This is a genomic window from Escherichia coli, from assembly GCF_036503815.1.
In the GTDB taxonomy this organism is placed as follows: domain Bacteria; phylum Pseudomonadota; class Gammaproteobacteria; order Enterobacterales; family Enterobacteriaceae; genus Escherichia; species Escherichia coli_F.
Genome location: NZ_AP027764.1, coordinates 1,217,552 through 1,237,827, shown reverse-complemented (window position 1 = coordinate 1,237,827; position 20,276 = coordinate 1,217,552). Strand labels below are relative to the sequence as shown.

Here is a 20,276-nt window from a genome sequence, read left to right as displayed (position 1 = left end):
CACCTCGCAGATGCGGGTGCTGTGTAATGGAAATAAAAAGGCCACCTGACGTGGCCACCAGATTATTTCCCCACCAGCTCGTTTATCTCTTTCACTGTCTGGTTAAACCGCTCTGACTCAAGCTCAACACCTAAGGCCCGACGCCCCAGCGCCATTGCTGCTTTTATTGTGGAACCGGATCCCATAAAAAAATCAGCAACCAGATCACCAGGTCGACTACTGGCATTGATTATTTGCCTGAGCATATCCGCCGGTTTCTCACACGGATGTTTACCCGGGTAGAACTGAACGGGTTTATGCATCCAGACATCGGTATAAGGCACGGAGACTGATACGGAGAAATAGCGCCGGAGAGATTTAAACTCATCCAGCAATTCAGAATATTTGCGATTCAGTGAATCATAAGATGCCACCAGCTGGTGGTGTGGTTGTTCCAGTTGTTGTTCCTGAAACTTCTCTGCCGCTATACGGGAAAACAGTGCCTGTAACTTCCGGTAGTCTGCCTCATTCGGCAACTGCCACTGACTGGCACCAAACCAGTGGGAAACCATATTTTTCTTACCTGTGGCTTCGGCAATTTGTTTTGCCGTTATACCCAGTTCGGCACGAGCATCCCTGAAATACGATATCAGCGGTGCCATTATGTGCTGTTTGAGTTCCCTTTCTTTTGCCGCATAGCCGTCACTTTTGCCGCGATATGGCCCCTGGTAATGTTCAGCAAACAGAACGCGCTCTGTGGCAGGAAAATATCCGCGCAGACTTTCTTTATTACACCCATTCCAACGTCCGGACGGCTTCGCCCAGATGATATGGTTAAGCACGTTGAAACGTTCACGCATCATGATCTCAATATCAGATGCCAGGCGATGCCCACAGAACAGGTAAAGGCTTCCGGCAGGTTTTAACACCCGCCAGAACTGGGCCAGACAGCGGTCCAGCCACTTAAGGTAATCTTCGTCCCCTTTCCACTGATTGTCCCAGCCGTTGGGTTTCACCTTGAAGTACGGCGGATCGGTAACAATCAGGTCAATGGAATCATCAGGCAGGGACTGAATAAAATGCAGGCAATCAGCGTTGATTAAATCAACACTGTTTATTTTTACAGTATTTTTCATGGATCAGTAAGCGTAACTCTGGTAGGCTCACTCTGCTTTTGCGCTAAAGCAGTGGGCCGTGGTTCGCTTGTGACCAGTAAGCATGAGCGAATGGCTGGCAGGTGCTACCAACACCCACCAGCCGCCCATTTTCACAGCAGGAAACCGCCATTACTGGCAGCGTCTGAATTTATTCCCGTACCCGCCGTTATCCTTCGCCAGACCCGCCAGAACTAACTGAGTCAGTATTAACTGGCACCGGGCTTCACTTACTCCGGTAGTTCTCGTCATCATGCGTGGCGTTACCCACTTGTCAGCAGGTAAGAAATGAAGGACTGCGGCGGCGGTTTCTGTCATATCTTGCTGTTTTAGCATGTCTTTTTCCCTTCTGGTTAACATGACATACCAATAACTCTTGTCTAAAAAGCCAGCAAGATAAAAAGTCAGTATTCACGACCACCAGCGTGTTTACTGTACTGCACCAGGTTTACAGGTACAAAAAAACCGCTCAGCGGCGGGTTTAAGTTGTGTGGCGAAGTAACCACTCTTAACAGCATATTTGATTTTTTACGATTGTAAACGGTTGATTATTCATCTCCAATAAAAATAATTGTGTAGGTATGCCCTTAACAATGGATAAGAAACATGAATAAAATGACTGTACTATTACTTAGCGCAACTATCATTTCAGGTTGTACTTCTTCCGTACCATTGATAAAGAAAACTCAATCAGGAAAACCTGAGGGGGTTTATCAAAATACGACAAAAGATAAAGTCAAAGATGCCCTTGTGAATTACTGCAATAGTAGAGGGTTGATAATTTACAACGCTGATAACAGCAGTGTTATATGTGGTAAAGAACTGGAAGGCGGGTCTGCTGTTTTTGGACAAATGTTAATCGGCAATGCCTATTCAACAACCCCGGTATCAAAAGTCAGATTTACTATCGCTCAAGTTAATAACGATACAAAAGTGTGGGCCGATATGTGGATGGAAACTCAAATGGCAATGGGGCAAGTACAACAAATGGCTATAACAGACAACGCAAGCAAAAACACTATCCAACAACGTCTTGATGAATTAAAACCTTAAGTAAATTAATTAAATAAAATGGGGAGAATAAATCGACTCCCCACACATTAAACTGATTCAATTACCCCCTCAATAAGAGGTCTTCTAACGATCCATCTCTAGCTCAATTTCTAACATCATTAACATGCCATCAACTACACCTTCAGCCTTTTGCAATAAACGCCCAACCCAGCAATCAGAACGCCCATGTTTACGGGCAAGCGCCATAAACGTCATACCACCTACATAATAATCCACTAATAAATCGTGCAAATCGCTGTTGTTCTTTTTCAGGCGAGCCATGCACCCACAAATGATCATCGCGTCATCGTCACAACATTGCGGGCGGGATTTTACTTTTGAAGGGATTAGTCCTTTAAATCCTGCAGCAATAGACGACCAAGTGACATCCTCGTGATTATTTGCCACCCATGCCCCCCAACGTTCAAGAACCATTTGAATATCACGCATCAACTTTCTCCACAAAATCAGGCCAGCACGCCAATTGCCAGCGCACGATCGATAAAACGAAATATCAGCTCCAGCTGGGAGCCATACTTCTCTTCAAATGCCACGGTATCCGCATGCAGCTCGTCGTGATGCTTTCTGCACAAAGGCAACACAAAAAGGTCATGCGCTTTTGTTCCCATTCCACCCTGACCGTGACCTATCAGGTGGTGGGGATCATCAGCGGGCTTTCCACAACATGCACACGGCTGTGTCTTAACCCAGCGCGTGTACTTTTCATTAACCCAGCGGCGACGTTTTGGGCGTAACATAAAAGACTTCGGCGACTCCGGATCCACTTTCAGCGCCAGCACCTTTTTCGCCTTATCCTGGATGATGCTGGTGGCAGGAACCGAAGGCACAAGGTCACTTTCCCGGGTAACAGACGGCACAACAGGCTTCGGTAATCTCAGTGCCTTACGGGCTGCACTTTCCGGTAAGGCATCCGCCAGATCATTACGAATCAGCCACCAGCACAGTTCCGGCATTGTCACAACGTGACTGTCATCAAAACCGAGATCCCGACGCACAACAGACAACACCCAGCGGGCACAGTTATCCGTTGCCATTGATTCCAGCCGTTCCGTGAACTGATCGCGCAGCTGGTTATCGCAGTGCCAGCACAGACGGATTGCACCCGGAGCGTGTCGCATTGTGGTCATGTTCTCGCTGTGCCAGTCGGAATGAGGCCACTGGCAGCCTTTTTCACGAAGTAACCAGCTTTCAAGACATTCCACGCCACCAGCACGACGGATCACTGCCTCATTGCGGAACACGGCCCGAACGGCAGGATCATCCGCCAGCGGTTGTGATGCCGCCGGAACGGCACCACTGGCGAAAGATGAATAACGCTCCGGCTCAGGCTCCAGCAGTACACGCCCCTGCATAAACAGGGGCATCAGCTCTGAACCTGGCCTGAACAATACGATCCCCATACGCGGGGCAATTTCAGGAGTCAGTAGTGCTCTCACGGTCACCTCAATGAACGGTATCGAGCAGCTTTAACAGCTCAGGGAATCGGGATTCGAAGAAATGCGGCTGCGTCTCGCGCGGATTTGCGGGACTGGTGATGTTCTTGCCGAACATGCAACCTTTCGCTGTCAGCGACCAGAATTTTTTGATGTTGTTAATCGCGGTACGGCTGTATCGTTCGCGCTGCTCGACGATCCCCAGTTTCACCATCTGGTGATATGCCTGATTAGCCGTCAGGCGTATACCATACTGTTTCAGCAGTGCACTCAGTGACAGTGTCGGGCGACTTGAGCCATCGTGTGCATCAGCAGGAGCATCAATGGCATAGCGCGGTGCCAGATTCGGTAAGCCAACAGCCTCCTGGAGTTTCTGACAGGCACCAAGCACTGAAGAGTTAGACAGGTTTAACTCCCGGCGCATAAAGTCCAGCAGGATCACGCCAGCCTGCATCTTGTCAGCAGCCTGTCCGGATAATTTTTCCGGTGCGCTGGTTACCATATCGAAAGTACGGATCACCTTCAGATGGAATGACGGGCTGATCCACATTGCATAGGCATACACCAGTTCTTTGCAGACATACGTCCCCTGGTTATTTCCGCCACGAATAACGTTAACTGGCTCTATATTGACCGAGTTGCAAATCTGCAACTCGCTTATTAAACGTTCAGTTTGCTCATTGCGGAGCCAGAATGCAGGCTTATGCTTATCCAGAGAACCGGCAGCCCTGTGCAGATCGTTCAGGCTGTAACGCCCATAAGCATCACGACGAACTTCAATACCATCAATGACCATCAGATTATTCATACTTCGTTTCTCCTCTTAATCAGGCGGCTGCACCCGCCGGTTTCTCGTACTTACTGATAGTGATCTCGACCTTCCCTTCCGGGATAACCGGTCCCCACTCCACCAACATTCTTTTCACTTGGCTGTCGTCTTCCCACACACCCGCGTGGGTCAGGGCGTCAAACAGCGCCTTGTTATAGTTGTCCAGATCGCGGATCCGGTTATCCGGAGGAAACAACACGATCTCCACTGAAGCAGGTGCCGACGTTGGTTTCGGCAGACGACGTAACTGCTCAACTATTGCTGCGCACGCTGCGCTCTGGAATTTTCGCCCCGCCGCGCTTATCAGGCTCTTACCAGCAAACGCCCCTTTGTTGGGGTGTCGCCAGTACGTGTTCACGCTGGGCGGAAAAGGCAGGATCAGCTTCATACTTTCAGGCCCCTCTCATGTAACCAGTGGGTTGCACGCAGCCTTGCGTTTTCCTCACCGGCAAGCAGTGCGCGGATAATCCCGACCGCCTCGCTGTCGTCGTCCTTCACCGCGGTATGAAGCGTTATCCCCCGGGCCACGCCACGCTTTATCGTGATGACGCCTTTTTTCTCCAGTGCGCGAAGATGCTCTACCGCTGCATTCACTGAACGGTATCCCAGCATGGTTGCCACCTCCTGATTGGTTGGCGGAAAGCCACGCTCTTTCTGATAAGAAATCAGCATATCCAGCACCTGCTGCTGGCATTGAGTTAACGTCGTCATTACGCCCCCACGTAATTCCCTGACAGATACCACTCATCACTCGATACAGCGCGCTTGCTGCTTTTCCGTAAACACAGCTCACGACGCGCCAGAAAATTGTTTCGTTCTGGCTGGGAGTGGCTTTCACGGAATGCCGCCATCCACACGGTTGCAGCACGACGGTATAAGCCCCTGGACTCCAGTTCTTCAGCCTGGCGGGTCAGGCACAAAATCACCCGTGGATCGTTAGTGCCGACATAGAAATTGCGCACAGGTCTGGTTTCTCGAACTGGTTGTGGTTCCGGTTCCTGCGCTCTTTCAGTCAGGCGCGGGAAATGTCTGCGTGTATCTCCTTCACAACGGTGAGCCACACGCCCACTCTGACGTAACTTGCTTGCAGACTGCAGAACGCGCTGCCGTGAGTAACCTGCAAAAGCATCCGCAATGTCTCCGGAAGTACACCCCGGATGGGCTTCAATGAATTTCTGAACGTCATTTAACAGACTCATGATCACCCTCTGAATCCTGCCGGGATCTGGCTGTAGTCCACGTTGTCGTAACTGGCTTTGAAGTACGGGTCCTCGCGTTTTTCGGTGTACGTGCTGACGGACGGCGATAAGCGCAGGGAAAGCTCATCCCATTTTTCCCGCAGCTTCGACGGGCTGAGCACGTTACGGCACCAGAACGGATCGCGGCTGACGCGGCTGTACATCTCGCAGATTTGTTTGTGAGTACGCCCATCCTGTACACACATCAGGCGAATTTCGTTTGCCCAGGCTGTCCAGTTCGGTTCTTTGGGACGAACCACCTCGCCGTCACATTCGGCAGCCTGCTCGTACAGGGCGATGATTTTTTTCCAGAGCCACTGTGCGCAGGTCAAATCATCCTGCGTCCCCCACTGGCGCTTTTTAGGGCTGAATACAACCGCATCAGGATGGCGAGTTAAAAAATCCTGTTCAGCCGTCTGCGTGTCCGGTTGCGAAGCGTCCGGACGAGAAGGTTTTTTATCTGACGGATCATGTTTTGATTTTACTGACGGATCCCCGCCAGATTCTGACGGGTGAAAACCCGCTTTTTTGCCAGATTTCGACGCATCAAATTTTGACGGGTCAGATTTTGATGCGTCAGATTTTGACGGGTCAGAATCTGACAGTTGAGAAAATGCCGCTGCCTGAAGCTTCGCAACGTTAAGCTGATAAACATTCGACGCATTGCGGTTACCCTGGCGACGCGCCTTACGCGTTAACCAGCCTTCTGCTTCCAGCCGTGCGATAGCCGTTCTGACGGTACTCATCCCCGCGCCAATCTGACGGGCAATGGTTTCAATTGATGGCCAGCACACACCTTCGTCATTACTGAAATCAGCCAGGCGGGCCATAATTGCCACGCTGGATAACTTCATGCCTGATGCAGCGCAACCATCCCATACATAGCCGGTTAATTTAGTGCTCATGACCGACCTCTATTTCCCTGAATTTACGACGAAACTGTTCGAGCGGACTGAAGCATTCGTGCTCATAACCTTCGCGGAGGTAGATAACCCGTTGTGTTTCCGGCTCCCAACGAATGACTCTGACGGGCACTCCGTAGTGATCTTTGAACCAGCGGTTAACTTGTCGCAAAGGACTGTCTCCTTCTGCCGGTTGAAATCACCCACAGCCCACTCTGCAAAGCTGTGGGTTACAATTTCCCTGTCACCTGGTACATTCACTGCATAGCAATATTCCACCTTCGCTTTTCCACCCGGTACAGGAAGCGCAATCAGTTGCGAGCGACGGTAGTGTGTTGTTAAACTGTTCATGCGTTAGTTTCTCCACAACCAGAAGCAATCGACGCCACGACGCCCGGAGCTGCACACTCGCGGGCGTCATTACTTTCTGAAATGCAAAAAATTTTGTAGACAAGTGCTGCATGCTCCTGCAGCTTCGAAATTGAGAGATACAGCTCGTCGTTAATTGCTGTCTTCTCATGCGGTTCCACTACACCGTCTTCGATTGCTGAACGAATCTGTTTTGAATAACTGCCGATCTGTTCAATGACTTCCAGCAGACGCTGGTTAATATCGGCGTTGTCCACATCCTCGACGTCAGGAAGAGACACAAAGACGCCATTTGCAGACTGCGCCACAGCATCAGCAATGAAGTGAGTGCCACCAGCACGCTGTAAAACCATTGCCCATCCCAGCGGGAAAATCTGATCGCCATCTGCACGAAGGCGGTTGAATAAAGCGTTTTCTGTTACATCGAGCCAGTCAGCCGCTTCAGCGTAACCACCCGGCAACGCCGCGATAGTTTTTCTGACAGCTTTCACGTACCACTCAGGCTGTTTTTCTATTTTCCAGTGATGCTTACCCACGATTAGCCTCATCGTTCTGTGGTTAAAAATTGAAAGTGTTCTGCTAATCTTTCGGATAGATATCCGGTCTTAAGTCAGATTTCGTAATTGCACCTGACGTGCATTGCTCAAGTTTTTTAGCCAGCATAAAACTGGCTTTTTTATAGCCATTGAAAACCAGCCGTAAGTAGCCAGGTGTTGAGCCAACTTTTCCGGCCAACTCGCCCTGCTGTTCTTTGGTTAAAGAGTCCCAATACGCTTTCATGTAATATGTACCTCCGGTGTACATATTACATGATTGAAATGAACCTTCAAGATACTTGTACCTTAACGGTACAAGGGTTTTAATTTCGTTATGAAAACAATCCATGACATCCGGCGGTCTAACGCCAGAAAACTGAGAGATGGTGTTGGCGGGAATTCTTCCTTTGCCACTATGATTGATCGCGAGCCAACCCAGACCAGCAGGTTTATGGGAGATGGTGCTACTAAAAATATCGGTGACAGCATGGCACGACACATCGAAAAATGTTTCGACCTGCCTGTCGGATGGCTCGATCAAGAACACCAGACAACGAACATCACAAAAAAACCTGATGTTTCAATCACTAATAAACAAATCACATTAGTCCCTGTCATATCATGGGTACAGGCCGGAGCATGGAAAGAAGTTGGATATTCTGAGGTTGATTTGAGCACAGCAGAAACGTATCCCTGCCCTGTACCCTGTGGGGAAATGACTTATATCTTGCGGGTGATAGGTGATTCAATGATTGATGAGTACCGCCCGGGAGACATGATTTTTGTCGATCCTGAAGTACCTGCCTGCCACGGTGACGACGTTATTGCATTGATGCACGATACAGGTGAAACCACCTTCAAAAGGTTGATAGAAGATGGGACACAGCGTTATCTCAAAGCGTTAAACCCAAACTGGCCTGAGCCTTACATTAAGATCAACGGTAATTGCTCTATAATTGGTACAGTGATTTTCTCAGGAAAACCAAGAAGATACAAAATCAAAGCCTAATCAATGTTTATGAACCTGCTTCGGCAGGTTTTTTTATACTTGACAATGTACCTATGAGATACATAATGTACCCAAGAGAAACAACGAACAGGCAGGACGCCCACGAAGTAGCCGCCTGGGGCATATGAAGTCCAGGATGATTCGTTAGCAACAAAAAAGCGCCCTATAGGACGCTTCGCTCTTTAACAATCTGGAGATCCCCAACACTTAACGGGATTTTGGCTTCGGTTCTGGCGGTGAAGGACGAGGTTTTAAGGGTATATGATCCTCTTTCCATGTATATATAAATGCATTCATTTGGTCATCTCAATATAGAATCCATTATTAATTCATACTCATAAAGCCTGTGTGACTTTGGTGATGGTGGTCTGGGCTTTGGAGGTACATGGTTAGGGATTATGGGAGTTCTATTTGTCATTATTACACCTTTTTGACCGAGGCAAATCTCCAGCAAACCATGCGATAACGCTATGCATGAATGATATTTCTGACTCATCAACACGTCCCAGCGCAATACAGGTCCGTTTGAACGCAGCATCTTGTAAAGATCTCCATGGATTACTATCAGCGTCTTGAACCTTTAAAAACCGAGTGCGTAGTTCGTCATCAGAAAGGGAGGAAAACTCAACAATCAACCTTTTATACTGTCGCATCTGTTCCTTTGATAAGCCAGCTTCCTGCCCAAATTGGTATACCAATTGAAGCACCGACAAAATAGCTACAGATGCGCCAAAAATAAACATATTGCTATATGGCGCAAAAACAGAAAAGCCCAAGACAATGAGAACAAGAGTTATGCTCTTGTCTATCCGATTTAAAAGGGTGTAATTCATTTTCTCAAGAAAGAAAGAATAATGAATATCGAATGCTAGATCGTCTCGAGTCATCTCTATTCCCTTACATTTCAGGTTTCGGCTCAGGGATCGGTGCTGGTCTCTGATTTACCGGAACATGAAATTTTTCATTGCTATCTACGTACATATTTCCTTCCTACCTGTTGTTGGGATATCCAGATTATACCGAATCCTTGTTGTTGGGGAATAACCAGGTCCACCTCGCCTGATGTGGCTAAAAGCAGGCACATAACAGCTAAGTATTTTCAACCAGAGAGAATCCTTAGCGTTGTGGTGAATGCGGCTCAGCGCACGCGGGTTAAGGTTAAGGCTGACAGTCGACCTTCTGTGGATACCCACCCGTCTGGTGTACAACCTTCGCCAGGCACCGGGAGGCACCCGGCACCACAACTTTATGCTGTGTGTTGTCTTGGCGGTACCAGCTTGTACCCTTGCTTCCGGCTGGTACCGTCCTTTTTACAAAACAGAGAAGAGCATCATCGGACGACGGGCTCATAACCCAATCCATCCGGGCGGCTGCCACCGCAGGTGTTCTTCTCTGTTTTGTGGAGAAACTAACCGCCCCTACGGGGGCATTTATGGAAATGTAATTGACTCAATAATCGCCGGACGGTGAGGGCTTCCTTTTACCCGAATTCAGCGCGGTGCAGCGCATATAACGTGGAGAACAAAATGTCATTTATTAAAACTTTTTCCGGGAAGCATTTTTATTATGACAGGATAAATAAAGACAACATCGATATTAACGATATCGCGGTTTCCCTTTCAAATATCTGTCGCTTTGCCGGCCATCTTTCACACTTCTACAGCGTCGCCCAACATGCGGTGCTTTGCAGCCAGCTGGTACCGCAGGAATTTGCTTTTGAAGCGTTAATGCATGATGCGACAGAAGCGTATTGCCAGGACATCCCCGCGCCACTGAAACGCCTTCTTCCCGACTATAAACGGATGGAAGAAAAAATAGACGCCGTAATCCGTGAGAAATACGGGTTACCCACGGTTATGAGCACGCCTGTGAAATATGCCGATCTCATCATGCTGGCAACCGAACGCCGCGATCTCGGGCTTGATGATGGCTCTTTCTGGCCTGTACTGGAAGGTATCCCGGCAACAGAGATGTTCAACGTGATTCCACTGGCACCGAGCCATGCCTACGGGATGTTTATTGAGCGCTTCAACGAGTTATCGGAGTTACGCAAATGCGCATGAATGTTTTCGAAATGGAAGGGTTTCTTCGCGGGAAATGTGTACCGCGAGATCTGAAAGTGAATGAAACGGATGCTGAATACCTGATACGTAAATTCGATGCGCTTGAAGCTAAATGTGCAGCACTGGAAAACAAAGTAATACCAGTGTCAGCTGAACTGCCGCCAGCACATGAAAGTGTTCTGTTATTTGATGCTAATGGAGAAGGCTGGCTGATTGGCTGGCGTTCTCTCTGGTACACATGGGGGCAAAAAGAAACCGGAGAATGGCAGTGGACATTTCAGGTCGGGGACCTTGAAAACGTCAATATTACCCACTGGGCAGTAATGCCGAAAGCACCGGAGAATAAAAAATGAGCGTGATAAAAACTCATACAGGAATTGTTATCACCCGAGACGGTGAAAAGCGGATGAAATTACATTCCACTGAAACCTCCTGGGTTGTCGGACGTTGTGAATCCTACGACAAAAAGACTGGTTACCGTTGGGGCGCGCCAAACATGCGCCTCCGTCTGCTCCTGGACAGCATCAGGCCAATAAAACAAGTAGCAACCAGAGAACAAAATTAATTATCAGGACTGGAATTTGATATTACTGCCCATGTGCAGCGGGCTAAGTGGAGAAACATATGCTGAACCTCGATTGTGTTCCTATCTCAACTTATTGCAAAGAAACTGGCGAAACTCCTGAAGCAATAAACAAACGTGTACAGCGCGGTGTTTGGCGTGAAGGTGTTCAGGTTTTAAAGGTTGAAGGCGTTAAGGAGAGGTGGATTGATCTTAGTGAGGTTGCAAAATGGGCCAGACAAAACTGCTCAAACTACCGCGCGGCGTAACAATCAGGAAACACCGCCAGGGCGAAACGATCAATATAACTTTCACCTACAAAGGCGTTAAATGTCGTGAGCCTCTTTCCAATCTGGAAGTAACACCAAAGAACATTAAATACGCCGAGCGCACACTCGGCGAAATTCATAATAAGATCGAAAGGGGAACATTCATTTATGCGGAATATTTTCCCCGTTCTGCTCGTTTGAAAATTTTTGGTAATGCTGCTGCAGGCAAAACGGTAAAAATGTACCTGGACGAATACCTTGAAATCTGCGAAACGAGAAAACTTTCACCATCTACGATTGGTGGTTATAAAAAATGCCGTAGTGCGTTAGCCTCACTCCACATTTGCCCTGCAAGTGAATTAACACCAGCAATCCTGAAAGCGTGGATTCAAAGCCAGAAAACGACCTTAAAAACAATTCGCAACCAGTTATCTTTCCTGCGGTCAGCACTTGATGAAGCCGTAACCGATGGGGTACTTCAAATTAACCCCGTATCGTTGGTAACTGCTTCGCGCTACCAAAGTGATAAGTCAGAAGCAGAAAGCAGCTATGTGGTTGATCCGCTATCACCAGCAGAAGTTGATGCATTACTAGCAGCAGCCGGAAACAAACAATGGGAAAATCTGTTCCGGTTCGCCATACATACAGGCCTGCGTAGTTCTGAATTATGTGCCCTACGATGGCATGATATCGACTTTGTTGGAAAAACAGCCCATGTTCAGAGCGCAAGTGTTGTCGGAGTTATCAAAGGAACAAAGACAAAAGCCGGTACCCGTAAAGTTGAACTGACTGAAGAAGCAATGTTGGCGTTGATAAACCAGAAGCCATTTACATTCATGAAGGATGCTACTGTCTTTGAAGATCCAAAGACCAATAAACCCTGGGCAAGTGCTGATGCAATTAGGAAAAAAGCATGGGTGCCAACATTGCGAAAAGCAGGTATTCGTTACAGAAACCCATATCAAACCAGGCATACATTCGCCACCAGACATATCAGCCGGGGAGCAAACCTGTTTTGGCTTGCAGCTCAAATGGGGCATAAAGGGCCTGAGATGCTTTTCAGGCACTATGGCTCATATCTGAAGGAATATGATGGACAAACAAGCTTGAAGAAGATAACAATATAATCCAAGCATGAAACTATTGGCCACAATTTGTGGCCATTTTACGGAGCAAGATAGAAACATGGCAAATCAAATTACCAAACTAAAAAATATAAATGTTGTGAAGTTTCGCGGACTGAAAAATATAAACATCGAGTTTGGTTCTCGCCTAACTGTTATTTGTGGTAAAAATGGCACATCTAAATCCACAATTCTTGGCATTATCGCCCAAATATTTAGCTTTACAAAGGACTTTACCAAAAACCCTGAGACTGATTTAACACAATATAAAACATTAACAAATGGCAGCTTCAAGTCAGCTTTCAGCGAACATTTTAGGCTTTCAGAACAATTTGATGTTCCTGGTTCAATGGACGTCAAAATTAGTGTCTATGATGGTGCATCGAACAAACATCTTGAAAAACTAACATTAGGTTTATACAGCTACAGTGACAGAGATAAATCAAGGCCTGTAGTCAGGGGAAATGATTCAATACCGGAAAAAAACCAAAGTAGAAACGTTACTCATCCTGTTATTTTTTTAAGCTTAGCACGACTTCTTCCTATTACATTAAGGACTGATTACTCAACACGGGATGTTCAGTACATCAATGAAAATTCTGATGAAATCAGAATGATGAGTAACCAACTCTTACTAAAAAACAATGGAAGCTCAGTAACAGCAACAAAAGGTACTATCGATTCAATGGTTGTCCATGGTGACAATTATGATCACCAATCAGTATCTGTCGGTGAAGATAATGTTGGACAATTAATCCAAGCAATTTTTTCATTTAAAAGATTGAAGGAAACTTATTCTGATTATCATGGCGGAATATTGTTAATTGATGAAGCCGATGCAGGTCTTTTCCCTGCTGCACAGTTAGAGCTAATTAATATTCTAACTAAAGCAGCAAAACAATACGATCTGCAAATAATCATGACCTCGCACTCTCCATTAATAATAGAGGATATCTATAATCGTTCAAAACAAGATAGTGATAGCTTTAAAACAATATATCTTACAGACACATATGGAGATATTAAAACAAAGAATAATCTTTCATGGACAGATATCCACGCTGATTTACATGTTGAAACTGTAAAAATTAATGATGACATTTGTCTTCCAAAGGCAAATGTATATTTTGAAGACAAAGAAGGTTTCGACTTTTTCAAACAATTGATAACAGATCGAAAAATAAATAAAATATTAAATCCATTAGGGAATATAAATATTAGCTGCTCTGCCATGCTTGACTTAATGGCAAGAAAAATACCAGAATTTACAGCTAAAAGCTTGATCGTCTTAGACGGTGATGTTGTTCACGACAATAGTGCTAATGCAAAAAAAGCCAAAAAAGAAAAAAACTTATGTTTGCTTCCAAGCACCTTACCTCCAGACCAAATGATTTTTGAGTTTTTATATAATTTACCACCTGATGATGCATATTGGGAAAATAAAAATAAATTTACAAAAGCTGTTTTTATGAAAACAGCTAAAGACATAATTGCAACGCTAAAGATTGGTAACGCTCCGATTGATTTAAAAATCCTTATAGATAATTATAAAAAAGTTAACAAAAACCATGGCGGGATAGTTAGAAAACTGTTTAAAGATTTTGCACATACGACTCAATTTCAGGCCCAAGTAAAAGGGCGAGTTAAAGATAACCCATATCGATATTGGGTCGAGAAAAATCCTGTGCAATCGGATAGCTTCAAGAATGAACTAATAAAGAGTCTTAAAGTTATTATGACAAGTGGACATGGTGTCGATTCTGCTACCATCTCATCATATCTGTCAGATAACTAATTGATTAAAAAGGGCTTTATGTGATGGCCACAAAGCCCTTTTTTTGATATACTTTAGATCTGACATTTAGAGGTATCATATGCGTTTTAACACCCCACTTCGCTATCCTGGCGGTAAAGGCAAGCTTGCAAATTTCATGCTTCGGCTTATTGAAGAAAATAATCTTTCGCCTATACATTATGCCGAACCATATGCTGGGGGTGCTGGTTTAGCATTGAAACTGTTACATCTAAATGCAGCTGAAAAAATCATCCTTAATGATATTAATATTTCTGTTTATGCTTTTTGGCACAGTGTATTAAATCATGCAGATCAATTATGTTCTTTAATTGAAAGAACTGAAGTTACAATGGATGAATGGTTTAGGCAGAAAGATATAATTAATAATCCTAAAGACCATGATCTTTTAACAATTGGTTTCTCAACCTTTTTTCTCAATAGAACAAATCGTTCTGGAATATTAAAAGGTGGAGTAATTGGCGGTAAAAATCAAGAAGGGAAATGGAAGCTTGACGCTCGCTATAATAAGAGTGATTTGATTTCTCGAATCCATAAAATATCAGAAAATCGTCACAGAATAGATTTATATAACATGGATGCAATTGATTTCATTAAAAAAATAGTTATTCAATTGCCACAAAACTCATTAACATATTTGGATCCACCTTATTACATAAAAGGTAAAGGTTTATATATCAACCATTATAATCATGATGATCATGTTAGGGTTGCAAAAGTCGTACAGAATAATATTAAAACACCTTGGATTGTTTCTTACGATAACACTCCTGAGATCCAAGCTATGTATAAGACATCATCATTAGTATATGGAATAAACTACAGTGCTCAAGATCGGTACAAAGGATCTGAGGTAATGTTCTTCAGTGAACGATTGAAAATCTTTAAAACAGATGATCCAACTAAGGTAAAAGCGCCTGTATTTAAAAGAGGATGTGTTGACGACCACATCCAGACATAAAAGGAGCCGCAAAAGATCCGCAGAATAAAATGGTTAGTATTAATCGTTTTATTTCAGCTAATTATAAAAATACGGACTCGGGTTCAACTCCCGCCAGCCCACCAATCATGATTGGACGGTGTAAGGACAACACCAACAAAAACAGGAAGTTAGAAGTCTCAGCAAGACACCGACCAGACGGTGAGGAGACATAAAAGGATACGCAAAGGAGTCGCGGCTCTTGGTGATATGAAAGCCCACAGATGTGGGCTTTTTCGTTGATGGTCAGAACGACCAGTTCGCACCAGCCACCGCGTTCCATGGCGATTCCACACCGGCACCATGGCTATACCCCACCCCGAGATGCCCGCTTAACGAACTGCTGAATGAGGCTTTAATACCTGCCTGGTATATTCCACGTCTGCCCGACAAATCATTGACAAAATTACCGTCATTATTCACTTTCACCCGGTTATCATCGACAAATTCTTTGCGCACAGCCGCCTTCAGCCACGGCTCAACTTCCATGCCGTTCCCCAGACGCATGTTGTAACTCAGCGTTGCGCCCAGTTCACGATATATACTGCGGGTATCGACTGATTTCGATTCCATACCATTGGATAAATGATATTCGGGGTTATCAGCGGTGAACCCCGTTAACGATGCATACGGCGTCAGGTTCCAGTTACCATCGGTAAATCGCATCCCGGTTTCAATGTGACCGCCCAGCCCGTTGCTGCGATAACTGCCGTTGGCGGCTCCACCGCTGCTCATTTTACCGGCTACGTTACTTTCAAAGCGGTTCAGCTTCACGATACCGTCCAGATAGAAACCACTTTCATGTTCCCAGCTGACATAGCCCCCCAGAGAATAACTGCCCACACTGCCATGTCCTCCACGATCAAAACCGATATGTGAATGGGAATAACCCATAAAAGCGCCCAGCGTCGCAATCCCCTCAGGAATATCATTACGGCTATCGATCCCCACCGTCATTCCGGTCAGCGTCTGCTCAAACCCGGCACCCGCATCGGTGGTGACATTATTACGGATGTTATACGTCGTCCCCCAGACATTATTGTTGTGTGGACTCGCTTTCATTATGTTCAACCGCTCGCGAATACTGTTTAGCTCAGCATCAAAGACCAACGGTAATGTTGCTGCCATATTGAGTACGGCTGCCGTAGAAGGCGTGATGCGTTTCTCCGGGACGGGTGTCGGCGTTGGCTCGGGAGTCGGGTCTGGTTTCGGATCCGGTTTTGGGTCTGGTTTTGGATCCGGTTTCGGATTTGGGTTGGGGTCCGGGTTGGGTTTGACATCATTGGTCAGGTTCCAGTTGCTGTTGCCGTCGCTTTTCAGGACATACTCATAGGTCCCAAGATCAACGAAACCGCCGGTATTACCCAGCGTAAACGAAGCATCCCCTCCCCCTGTTTTCACCAGCGTCATCGCGTCGTCAGACTGAGGGCTGACGCCGGTATCCTGAACAAAGATTTTAAAATTGCCAGTGGCGTTGTTGTTGACGACCAGTTGATCGCCCCGGGAGCCTGCAACGTTGGTATGCAGGTAGAAATTACCGCTGCCGGAAAGTTCACTGGTGGTCAGCGTATTGTAGATACCGTTAGTTGTGGCAGGCGCTGCTGTTTGTGCTGATAAATAAACATCACCGTCGTTGAGGAGCAAACTGTTTACTCTATATTCGCAGTTGCTGGTGCCTGCACAGGAATTATTGCTGTTAAGCCAGACACTGCCCCGGCTGGCAGCCGTCAGGTCGGCAAGCGTCGTATCGACGCCATTTCCGATAGTTAATGTCGCGCTATCGGTAATCCGGACCACCCCTTCAAGTTTAACTGGCGTAACATTATCCCGTGGCGCCATTAACGACAGGCTTCCTGTCGCTCCACTGACCGATGCATCCGCCAGCGTACCTGCGTAGACGATTGCCGTCCCGCCAGCGACCTGTAGATCTTCTGCCCGGGCCAGAGCCTGAAACTCATCTTTTGACCGACCAAGGGTATATTGCCCACCGGAATTAACCTTTGTGGCGAAGTCCTGACCCAGGTTTTGCATTGCCCCACCGTTGCCAACCGTGGAATCGCGAGCTTCGGTACCTGCTAATACCAATAAATTACCGCCATTTTCCAGCAGCACATTGGTCGCTAAATTTCCGGCAATGGAAAAGGTGCCGTACTGGTGAGTACCGCTGATTTCAATACCGTTAGCCGTGCTCGTCTGGAGAGCGGCACCGCTGTTCTGGATGATATCTGTCGCTTTGCCATTATCGTTGACTGTCAGCGTACCGCCTTCATTAATCGTTGTTTTTACTGCCTCACCGTTAGCCGAAACTGTTTGTATTCCGCCGTCGTTAATCGTTGTCTCATTCGCCACACCCTCGACGATTTGTTCACCGCCGGTAAGCATCGTGCCAGTCGCAGTGGCTTTTGTTTTGACGATCTCCCGTCCGCCCGCATTGACCTGTGTTTTGGCGGAAGTGGTGTCTGACTCCACGGTTAACACGCCGCCATTTGCCAGCAGGATATTGTTCGCCGCATCCTGCTCGATGCTGAACGCGACGCCATCAGCGCGTGTCCCTGTGACCCGCGTCGCCCTGGTGGTTGCCACCAGCGCGCCCTGGCTACTCTGCTGTATCCCCGTAGCGCTGCCTTTCTCCCGCACATCGAGTGTGCCGCCGTCATTAAGTACCGAGTTTTCAGCCAGACCGCCCTCATTAACTACCTGTGAACCGCCATTAATAATGGAACCTTCCGTTGTCCCGTTTGCCATAATTTGTTGTAGGCCAGAGACGATATCGGTATTGATCGCCTTACCATAATTCTGAACGGTTTGCGTGCCGCCTTTGAGGTGCGTTTTATCTGTTGACCCACCATCAACAATTTGTTCACCACTTTCGATATTTGCCTCAGTGGCTAAACCATATACCGTTTGCCTGCCACCTTTGATATTTGCTTTATCAGAAGTGGCACTGGCATATATTGTTTGGGTGCCCGCACTATTGAGTACAGTGCCAACATCTTTTCCATAAACATCCATTTTGCCGTTGGCATTAATAATCGTATCAACTGCCCGGGAACCAGTAACGACTGTTAATGAGCCAGCGTTTTCCAGCACTACATTTTTAGCTTCTGAATTCCTGATGTAGAAAGCATCACCATAACTGTTAGTTCCTTCGATAAGTGTTCCGGAAGTCGTGGAAGCAATTAATGCGCCGCCGGATTGTTGCTCAACATGCTTAGCCTCACCACCGTCCTGAACCTCCAGAACGCCACCATTATTAAGTCTGGTGCTATCTGTTTTAGCCTCCTTCTGGACAATCAGCTTACCGCCAGCATCAACGGTAGTATTTTTCGCCGTGGTTTTAGCCACTACCGTCAGTTCGCCGGTATTTTCCAGCACAACATAATTAGCCTCCCCTCCGGTAATAGTGAAGTGAGAGAGCTTGTTGTATCCTTCAATATCAGTCCCTGCGCCCGTGTTGGCAACTAAAGCACTGCCCGTCTCCTGGTTAACCCCATGTGCGATACCACCGGTATAGACAATCAGCGAGCCTCCGGCGCTAATATTGCTGCCAGTTGCCGTACCATCTTTCTCAACAACCTGCCGGCTCCCGGAGGAGATATTTGTCGTGTCAGCTTTCCCGCCGCTCTTGATATTTTGTGTTCCGCTGTTGATATTGGTTCCCGTGGCAATACCATGATTATTTATATTCTGTGTGCCACCATTAATGATGGTATTTGTCGCGTTTCCGGCAACATCCATAACGCCGCCATTATCTATTCGGGTCGCATCAGCTTTAGCATTCGTTAAAACTGACATTGCTCCTTTATCTTTAATAATCGTCTTATTTGCCGAACCATATGCATTTATGTCTAAATGACCACCATTTTCCAGCAACACATTGTCTGTCACGTGATTGTGGATGGAGAATGCACCTTCACTATTCGTACCGCTCACCGTCGTACCGTTAGTGTTTGTTTTTAAAATTGCACCATCGTGCTGGGTAACATTTGTTGCCGTACCACCACTAACATCAAGCACGCCACCGGAATAAATTTCAATAACATCCGAGGTGCTGGTGTAATCAACAATTTGCGTACCTCCAGAATAGATCTGAGTATATTTTGCCGTTGACTTACTATTCAGAGACTGAGTTCCGCCTTCAATCGTGGTGAACATAGCCTGGCTGTTATTTAATTGTTGCGTTCCTCCACTCTTAATGGTGGTTATTTCTGCGGTACTTGAATCGACAACCTGTAGACCACCATCTATTGTGGTGTTCAGCGCATGGCTCTTAACTGTTCTTTGCTCGCCTCCATTCTTAATGGTAGTATTTTCTACACTGCTTGAGTCCACATACTGCCACCCCCCATCTATTGTTGTGTTCGTTGCCAGACTTCCTTGCGTAATCTCCTGATACCCGGACATATTTATCGTCGTACCGTCAACACGCCCCTGACTCGATACTGACTGGCTCCCACCATTAATTATTGTTCCATTCGCAGTTCCCCCCATTACTGTTGAACGACCGCTTATTATCGTTGTTGCATTACTGGTACCACCTACATAAACATACTGACTGCCACTCTGGATTATCGTCCCTGTCGAAATTCCCCCGTCCAGAATTGTCTGGCTGCCACCGTTAATGACTGTATTATTGGCCTGCCCCTGATGAGTACCATTGGCTGATACATATTGACGGCCACCAGATTCAATAAGACTTCTATTAGATACCCCGCCATAAACATCCTGCTGGCCATGGTTGATAATATGAGTATTATTTGTTGTACCTCGTTCATCTACTTTTTGGCTACCATCTACAGTCTCATCGTTTACCACACCAATAACATTAGAGGTAAAGGCCGCCATCCCTGGTGGGGCATATATCAAAGCAGATATCAATAAGGAAAGTACTGAGCGACGACAATAATGGGGACTGGTCCTGTTCATAAATTTCATCCTCTGAA

Annotated in this window: 23 protein-coding genes and 1 pseudogene; 10 read left to right on the top strand and 14 right to left on the bottom strand. The window is 46.4% G+C overall.

Going from position 1 to position 20,276, the window contains the following annotated elements; translation table 11 throughout:
* Positions 1 to 62: 62 nt before the first annotated feature.
* Both AABJ99_RS05985 and AABJ99_RS05980 read right to left on the bottom strand, forming a co-directional pair.
* Positions 63 to 1,115, bottom strand: coding sequence for a site-specific DNA-methyltransferase (locus AABJ99_RS05985; RefSeq protein WP_266107278.1), 1,053 nt, complete (start codon positions 1,113 to 1,115; stop codon positions 63 to 65).
* Between the two features lie 150 nt (positions 1,116 to 1,265).
* On the bottom strand, positions 1,266 to 1,469 hold the full coding sequence (locus AABJ99_RS05980; RefSeq protein ID WP_000917724.1) for a hypothetical protein: 204 nt from the start codon (positions 1,467 to 1,469) through the stop codon (positions 1,266 to 1,268).
* Positions 1,470 to 1,739: 270 nt separating this feature from the next.
* Here AABJ99_RS05980 and AABJ99_RS05975 point away from each other — a divergent pair, with 270 nt between their 5' ends.
* Positions 1,740 to 2,186, top strand: a complete 447-nt coding sequence (locus AABJ99_RS05975; RefSeq protein WP_001038608.1) for a hypothetical protein — start codon at positions 1,740 to 1,742, stop codon at positions 2,184 to 2,186.
* An 84-nt stretch (positions 2,187 to 2,270) separates the two neighbouring features.
* Here the strand turns inward: AABJ99_RS05975 and AABJ99_RS05970 are convergent, their stop codons facing one another.
* From AABJ99_RS05970 to ymfT, 10 genes are all read right to left on the bottom strand, one after another.
* On the bottom strand, positions 2,271 to 2,636 hold the full coding sequence (locus AABJ99_RS05970; RefSeq protein ID WP_001204819.1) for an antiterminator Q family protein: 366 nt from the start codon (positions 2,634 to 2,636) through the stop codon (positions 2,271 to 2,273).
* A gap of 17 nt (positions 2,637 to 2,653) precedes the next feature.
* Complete coding sequence (locus tag AABJ99_RS05965; RefSeq protein WP_112921655.1) at positions 2,654 to 3,643, bottom strand: DUF968 domain-containing protein; 990 nt, start codon at positions 3,641 to 3,643, stop codon at positions 2,654 to 2,656.
* A gap of 7 nt (positions 3,644 to 3,650) precedes the next feature.
* Positions 3,651 to 4,448, bottom strand: coding sequence for a KilA-N domain-containing protein (locus AABJ99_RS05960; RefSeq protein ID WP_001061397.1), 798 nt, complete (start codon positions 4,446 to 4,448; stop codon positions 3,651 to 3,653).
* Positions 4,449 to 4,467: 19 nt separating this feature from the next.
* A complete protein-coding gene (locus AABJ99_RS05955; protein ID WP_000767111.1) occupies positions 4,468 to 4,857 on the bottom strand; it encodes a RusA family crossover junction endodeoxyribonuclease in 390 nt (129 codons plus the stop codon).
* Positions 4,854 to 5,180, bottom strand: coding sequence for a LexA family transcriptional regulator (locus AABJ99_RS05950; protein WP_000210156.1), 327 nt, complete (start codon positions 5,178 to 5,180; stop codon positions 4,854 to 4,856). Before AABJ99_RS05950 ends, AABJ99_RS05955 begins: the two co-directional genes overlap by 4 nt.
* Positions 5,180 to 5,674 carry a PerC family transcriptional regulator gene (locus tag AABJ99_RS05945; protein ID WP_001440426.1) on the bottom strand — a complete coding sequence of 165 codons (495 nt, stop codon included), beginning with the start codon at positions 5,672 to 5,674 and terminating at the stop codon, positions 5,180 to 5,182. Before AABJ99_RS05945 ends, AABJ99_RS05950 begins: the two co-directional genes overlap by 1 nt.
* The gene (locus tag AABJ99_RS05940) at positions 5,671 to 6,612 is read right to left on the bottom strand and encodes a helix-turn-helix domain-containing protein (RefSeq protein WP_000104942.1); all 942 of its coding nucleotides are present in this window, start codon (positions 6,610 to 6,612) and stop codon (positions 5,671 to 5,673) included. The genes AABJ99_RS05945 and AABJ99_RS05940 overlap by 4 nt, the downstream gene beginning before the upstream one ends.
* Positions 6,602 to 6,781 (bottom strand): DUF4222 domain-containing protein, encoded by a 180-nt coding sequence (locus AABJ99_RS05935; protein WP_001250269.1) that lies wholly within the window; start codon positions 6,779 to 6,781, stop codon positions 6,602 to 6,604. Before AABJ99_RS05935 ends, AABJ99_RS05940 begins: the two co-directional genes overlap by 11 nt.
* Before the next feature lie 175 nt (positions 6,782 to 6,956).
* Positions 6,957 to 7,514 (bottom strand): protein YmfL, encoded by a 558-nt coding sequence (gene ymfL / locus AABJ99_RS05930; protein WP_000515829.1) that lies wholly within the window; start codon positions 7,512 to 7,514, stop codon positions 6,957 to 6,959.
* A 43-nt stretch (positions 7,515 to 7,557) separates the two neighbouring features.
* Entirely contained in the window at positions 7,558 to 7,758 is a 201-nt protein-coding gene (ymfT, locus tag AABJ99_RS05925; protein ID WP_112921654.1) for a YdaS family helix-turn-helix protein, read from the bottom strand.
* Between the two features lie 90 nt (positions 7,759 to 7,848).
* On the opposite strand from ymfT, the gene ymfK reads away from it, so the two are divergent.
* A complete protein-coding gene (ymfK, locus tag AABJ99_RS05920; protein WP_000848748.1) occupies positions 7,849 to 8,523 on the top strand; it encodes a LexA family protein in 675 nt (224 codons plus the stop codon).
* Between the two features lie 407 nt (positions 8,524 to 8,930).
* Here ymfK and AABJ99_RS05915 read toward each other — a convergent pair whose 3' ends face one another.
* A complete protein-coding gene (locus tag AABJ99_RS05915; RefSeq protein WP_000196297.1) occupies positions 8,931 to 9,410 on the bottom strand; it encodes a hypothetical protein in 480 nt (159 codons plus the stop codon).
* Positions 9,411 to 9,647: 237 nt separating this feature from the next.
* On the opposite strand from AABJ99_RS05915, the pseudogene AABJ99_RS05910 reads away from it, so the two are divergent.
* From AABJ99_RS05910 to AABJ99_RS05875, 8 genes and pseudogenes are all read left to right on the top strand, one after another.
* Positions 9,648 to 9,967 (top strand): annotated as a pseudogene (locus AABJ99_RS05910) (hypothetical protein).
* Between the two features lie 82 nt (positions 9,968 to 10,049).
* Complete coding sequence (gene yfdR / locus AABJ99_RS05905) at positions 10,050 to 10,586, top strand: 5'-deoxynucleotidase (RefSeq protein WP_042095392.1); 537 nt, start codon at positions 10,050 to 10,052, stop codon at positions 10,584 to 10,586.
* Complete coding sequence (locus AABJ99_RS05900; protein ID WP_042095394.1) at positions 10,577 to 10,939, top strand: hypothetical protein; 363 nt, start codon at positions 10,577 to 10,579, stop codon at positions 10,937 to 10,939. Before yfdR ends, AABJ99_RS05900 begins: the two co-directional genes overlap by 10 nt.
* The gene (locus AABJ99_RS05895; protein ID WP_112921653.1) at positions 10,936 to 11,151 is read left to right on the top strand and encodes a hypothetical protein; all 216 of its coding nucleotides are present in this window, start codon (positions 10,936 to 10,938) and stop codon (positions 11,149 to 11,151) included. Before AABJ99_RS05900 ends, AABJ99_RS05895 begins: the two co-directional genes overlap by 4 nt.
* 59 nt (positions 11,152 to 11,210) lie before the next feature.
* Positions 11,211 to 11,417, top strand: coding sequence for a hypothetical protein (locus AABJ99_RS05890; protein WP_001331174.1), 207 nt, complete (start codon positions 11,211 to 11,213; stop codon positions 11,415 to 11,417).
* The gene (locus AABJ99_RS05885) at positions 11,378 to 12,544 is read left to right on the top strand and encodes a site-specific integrase (RefSeq protein WP_001603285.1); all 1,167 of its coding nucleotides are present in this window, start codon (positions 11,378 to 11,380) and stop codon (positions 12,542 to 12,544) included. Before AABJ99_RS05890 ends, AABJ99_RS05885 begins: the two co-directional genes overlap by 40 nt.
* 58 nt (positions 12,545 to 12,602) lie before the next feature.
* Positions 12,603 to 14,336, top strand: a complete 1,734-nt coding sequence (locus tag AABJ99_RS05880; protein ID WP_001603287.1) for an AAA family ATPase — start codon at positions 12,603 to 12,605, stop codon at positions 14,334 to 14,336.
* Between the two features lie 79 nt (positions 14,337 to 14,415).
* Positions 14,416 to 15,315 (top strand): DNA adenine methylase, encoded by a 900-nt coding sequence (locus AABJ99_RS05875; RefSeq protein WP_001212083.1) that lies wholly within the window; start codon positions 14,416 to 14,418, stop codon positions 15,313 to 15,315.
* Between the two features lie 264 nt (positions 15,316 to 15,579).
* Here AABJ99_RS05875 and ypjA read toward each other — a convergent pair whose 3' ends face one another.
* Positions 15,580 to 20,259, bottom strand: coding sequence for an adhesin-like autotransporter YpjA/EhaD (gene ypjA / locus AABJ99_RS05870; protein ID WP_338387515.1), 4,680 nt, complete (start codon positions 20,257 to 20,259; stop codon positions 15,580 to 15,582).
* Positions 20,260 to 20,276: the final 17 nt, after the last annotated feature.

Coding starts and splice junctions, on each gene's coding strand:
- AABJ99_RS05985 (WP_266107278.1), bottom strand. CDS start 1,115: ATGAAAAATACTGTAAAAATAAACAGTGTTGATTTAATCAACGCTGAT.
- AABJ99_RS05980 (WP_000917724.1), bottom strand. CDS start 1,469: ATGCTAAAACAGCAAGATATGACAGAAACCGCCGCCGCAGTCCTTCAT.
- AABJ99_RS05975 (WP_001038608.1), top strand. CDS start 1,740: ATGAATAAAATGACTGTACTATTACTTAGCGCAACTATCATTTCAGGT.
- AABJ99_RS05970 (WP_001204819.1), bottom strand. CDS start 2,636: ATGCGTGATATTCAAATGGTTCTTGAACGTTGGGGGGCATGGGTGGCA.
- AABJ99_RS05960 (WP_001061397.1), bottom strand. CDS start 4,448: ATGAATAATCTGATGGTCATTGATGGTATTGAAGTTCGTCGTGATGCT.
- AABJ99_RS05955 (WP_000767111.1), bottom strand. CDS start 4,857: ATGAAGCTGATCCTGCCTTTTCCGCCCAGCGTGAACACGTACTGGCGA.
- AABJ99_RS05950 (WP_000210156.1), bottom strand. CDS start 5,180: ATGACGACGTTAACTCAATGCCAGCAGCAGGTGCTGGATATGCTGATT.
- AABJ99_RS05940 (WP_000104942.1), bottom strand. CDS start 6,612: ATGAGCACTAAATTAACCGGCTATGTATGGGATGGTTGCGCTGCATCA.
- ymfT (WP_112921654.1), bottom strand. CDS start 7,758: ATGAAAGCGTATTGGGACTCTTTAACCAAAGAACAGCAGGGCGAGTTG.
- ymfK (WP_000848748.1), top strand. CDS start 7,849: ATGAAAACAATCCATGACATCCGGCGGTCTAACGCCAGAAAACTGAGA.
- AABJ99_RS05915 (WP_000196297.1), bottom strand. CDS start 9,410: ATGACTCGAGACGATCTAGCATTCGATATTCATTATTCTTTCTTTCTT.
- yfdR (WP_042095392.1), top strand. CDS start 10,050: ATGTCATTTATTAAAACTTTTTCCGGGAAGCATTTTTATTATGACAGG.
- AABJ99_RS05900 (WP_042095394.1), top strand. CDS start 10,577: ATGCGCATGAATGTTTTCGAAATGGAAGGGTTTCTTCGCGGGAAATGT.
- AABJ99_RS05895 (WP_112921653.1), top strand. CDS start 10,936: ATGAGCGTGATAAAAACTCATACAGGAATTGTTATCACCCGAGACGGT.
- AABJ99_RS05890 (WP_001331174.1), top strand. CDS start 11,211: ATGCTGAACCTCGATTGTGTTCCTATCTCAACTTATTGCAAAGAAACT.
- AABJ99_RS05885 (WP_001603285.1), top strand. CDS start 11,378: ATGGGCCAGACAAAACTGCTCAAACTACCGCGCGGCGTAACAATCAGG.
- AABJ99_RS05880 (WP_001603287.1), top strand. CDS start 12,603: ATGGCAAATCAAATTACCAAACTAAAAAATATAAATGTTGTGAAGTTT.
- AABJ99_RS05875 (WP_001212083.1), top strand. CDS start 14,416: ATGCGTTTTAACACCCCACTTCGCTATCCTGGCGGTAAAGGCAAGCTT.
- ypjA (WP_338387515.1), bottom strand. CDS start 20,259: ATGAACAGGACCAGTCCCCATTATTGTCGTCGCTCAGTACTTTCCTTA.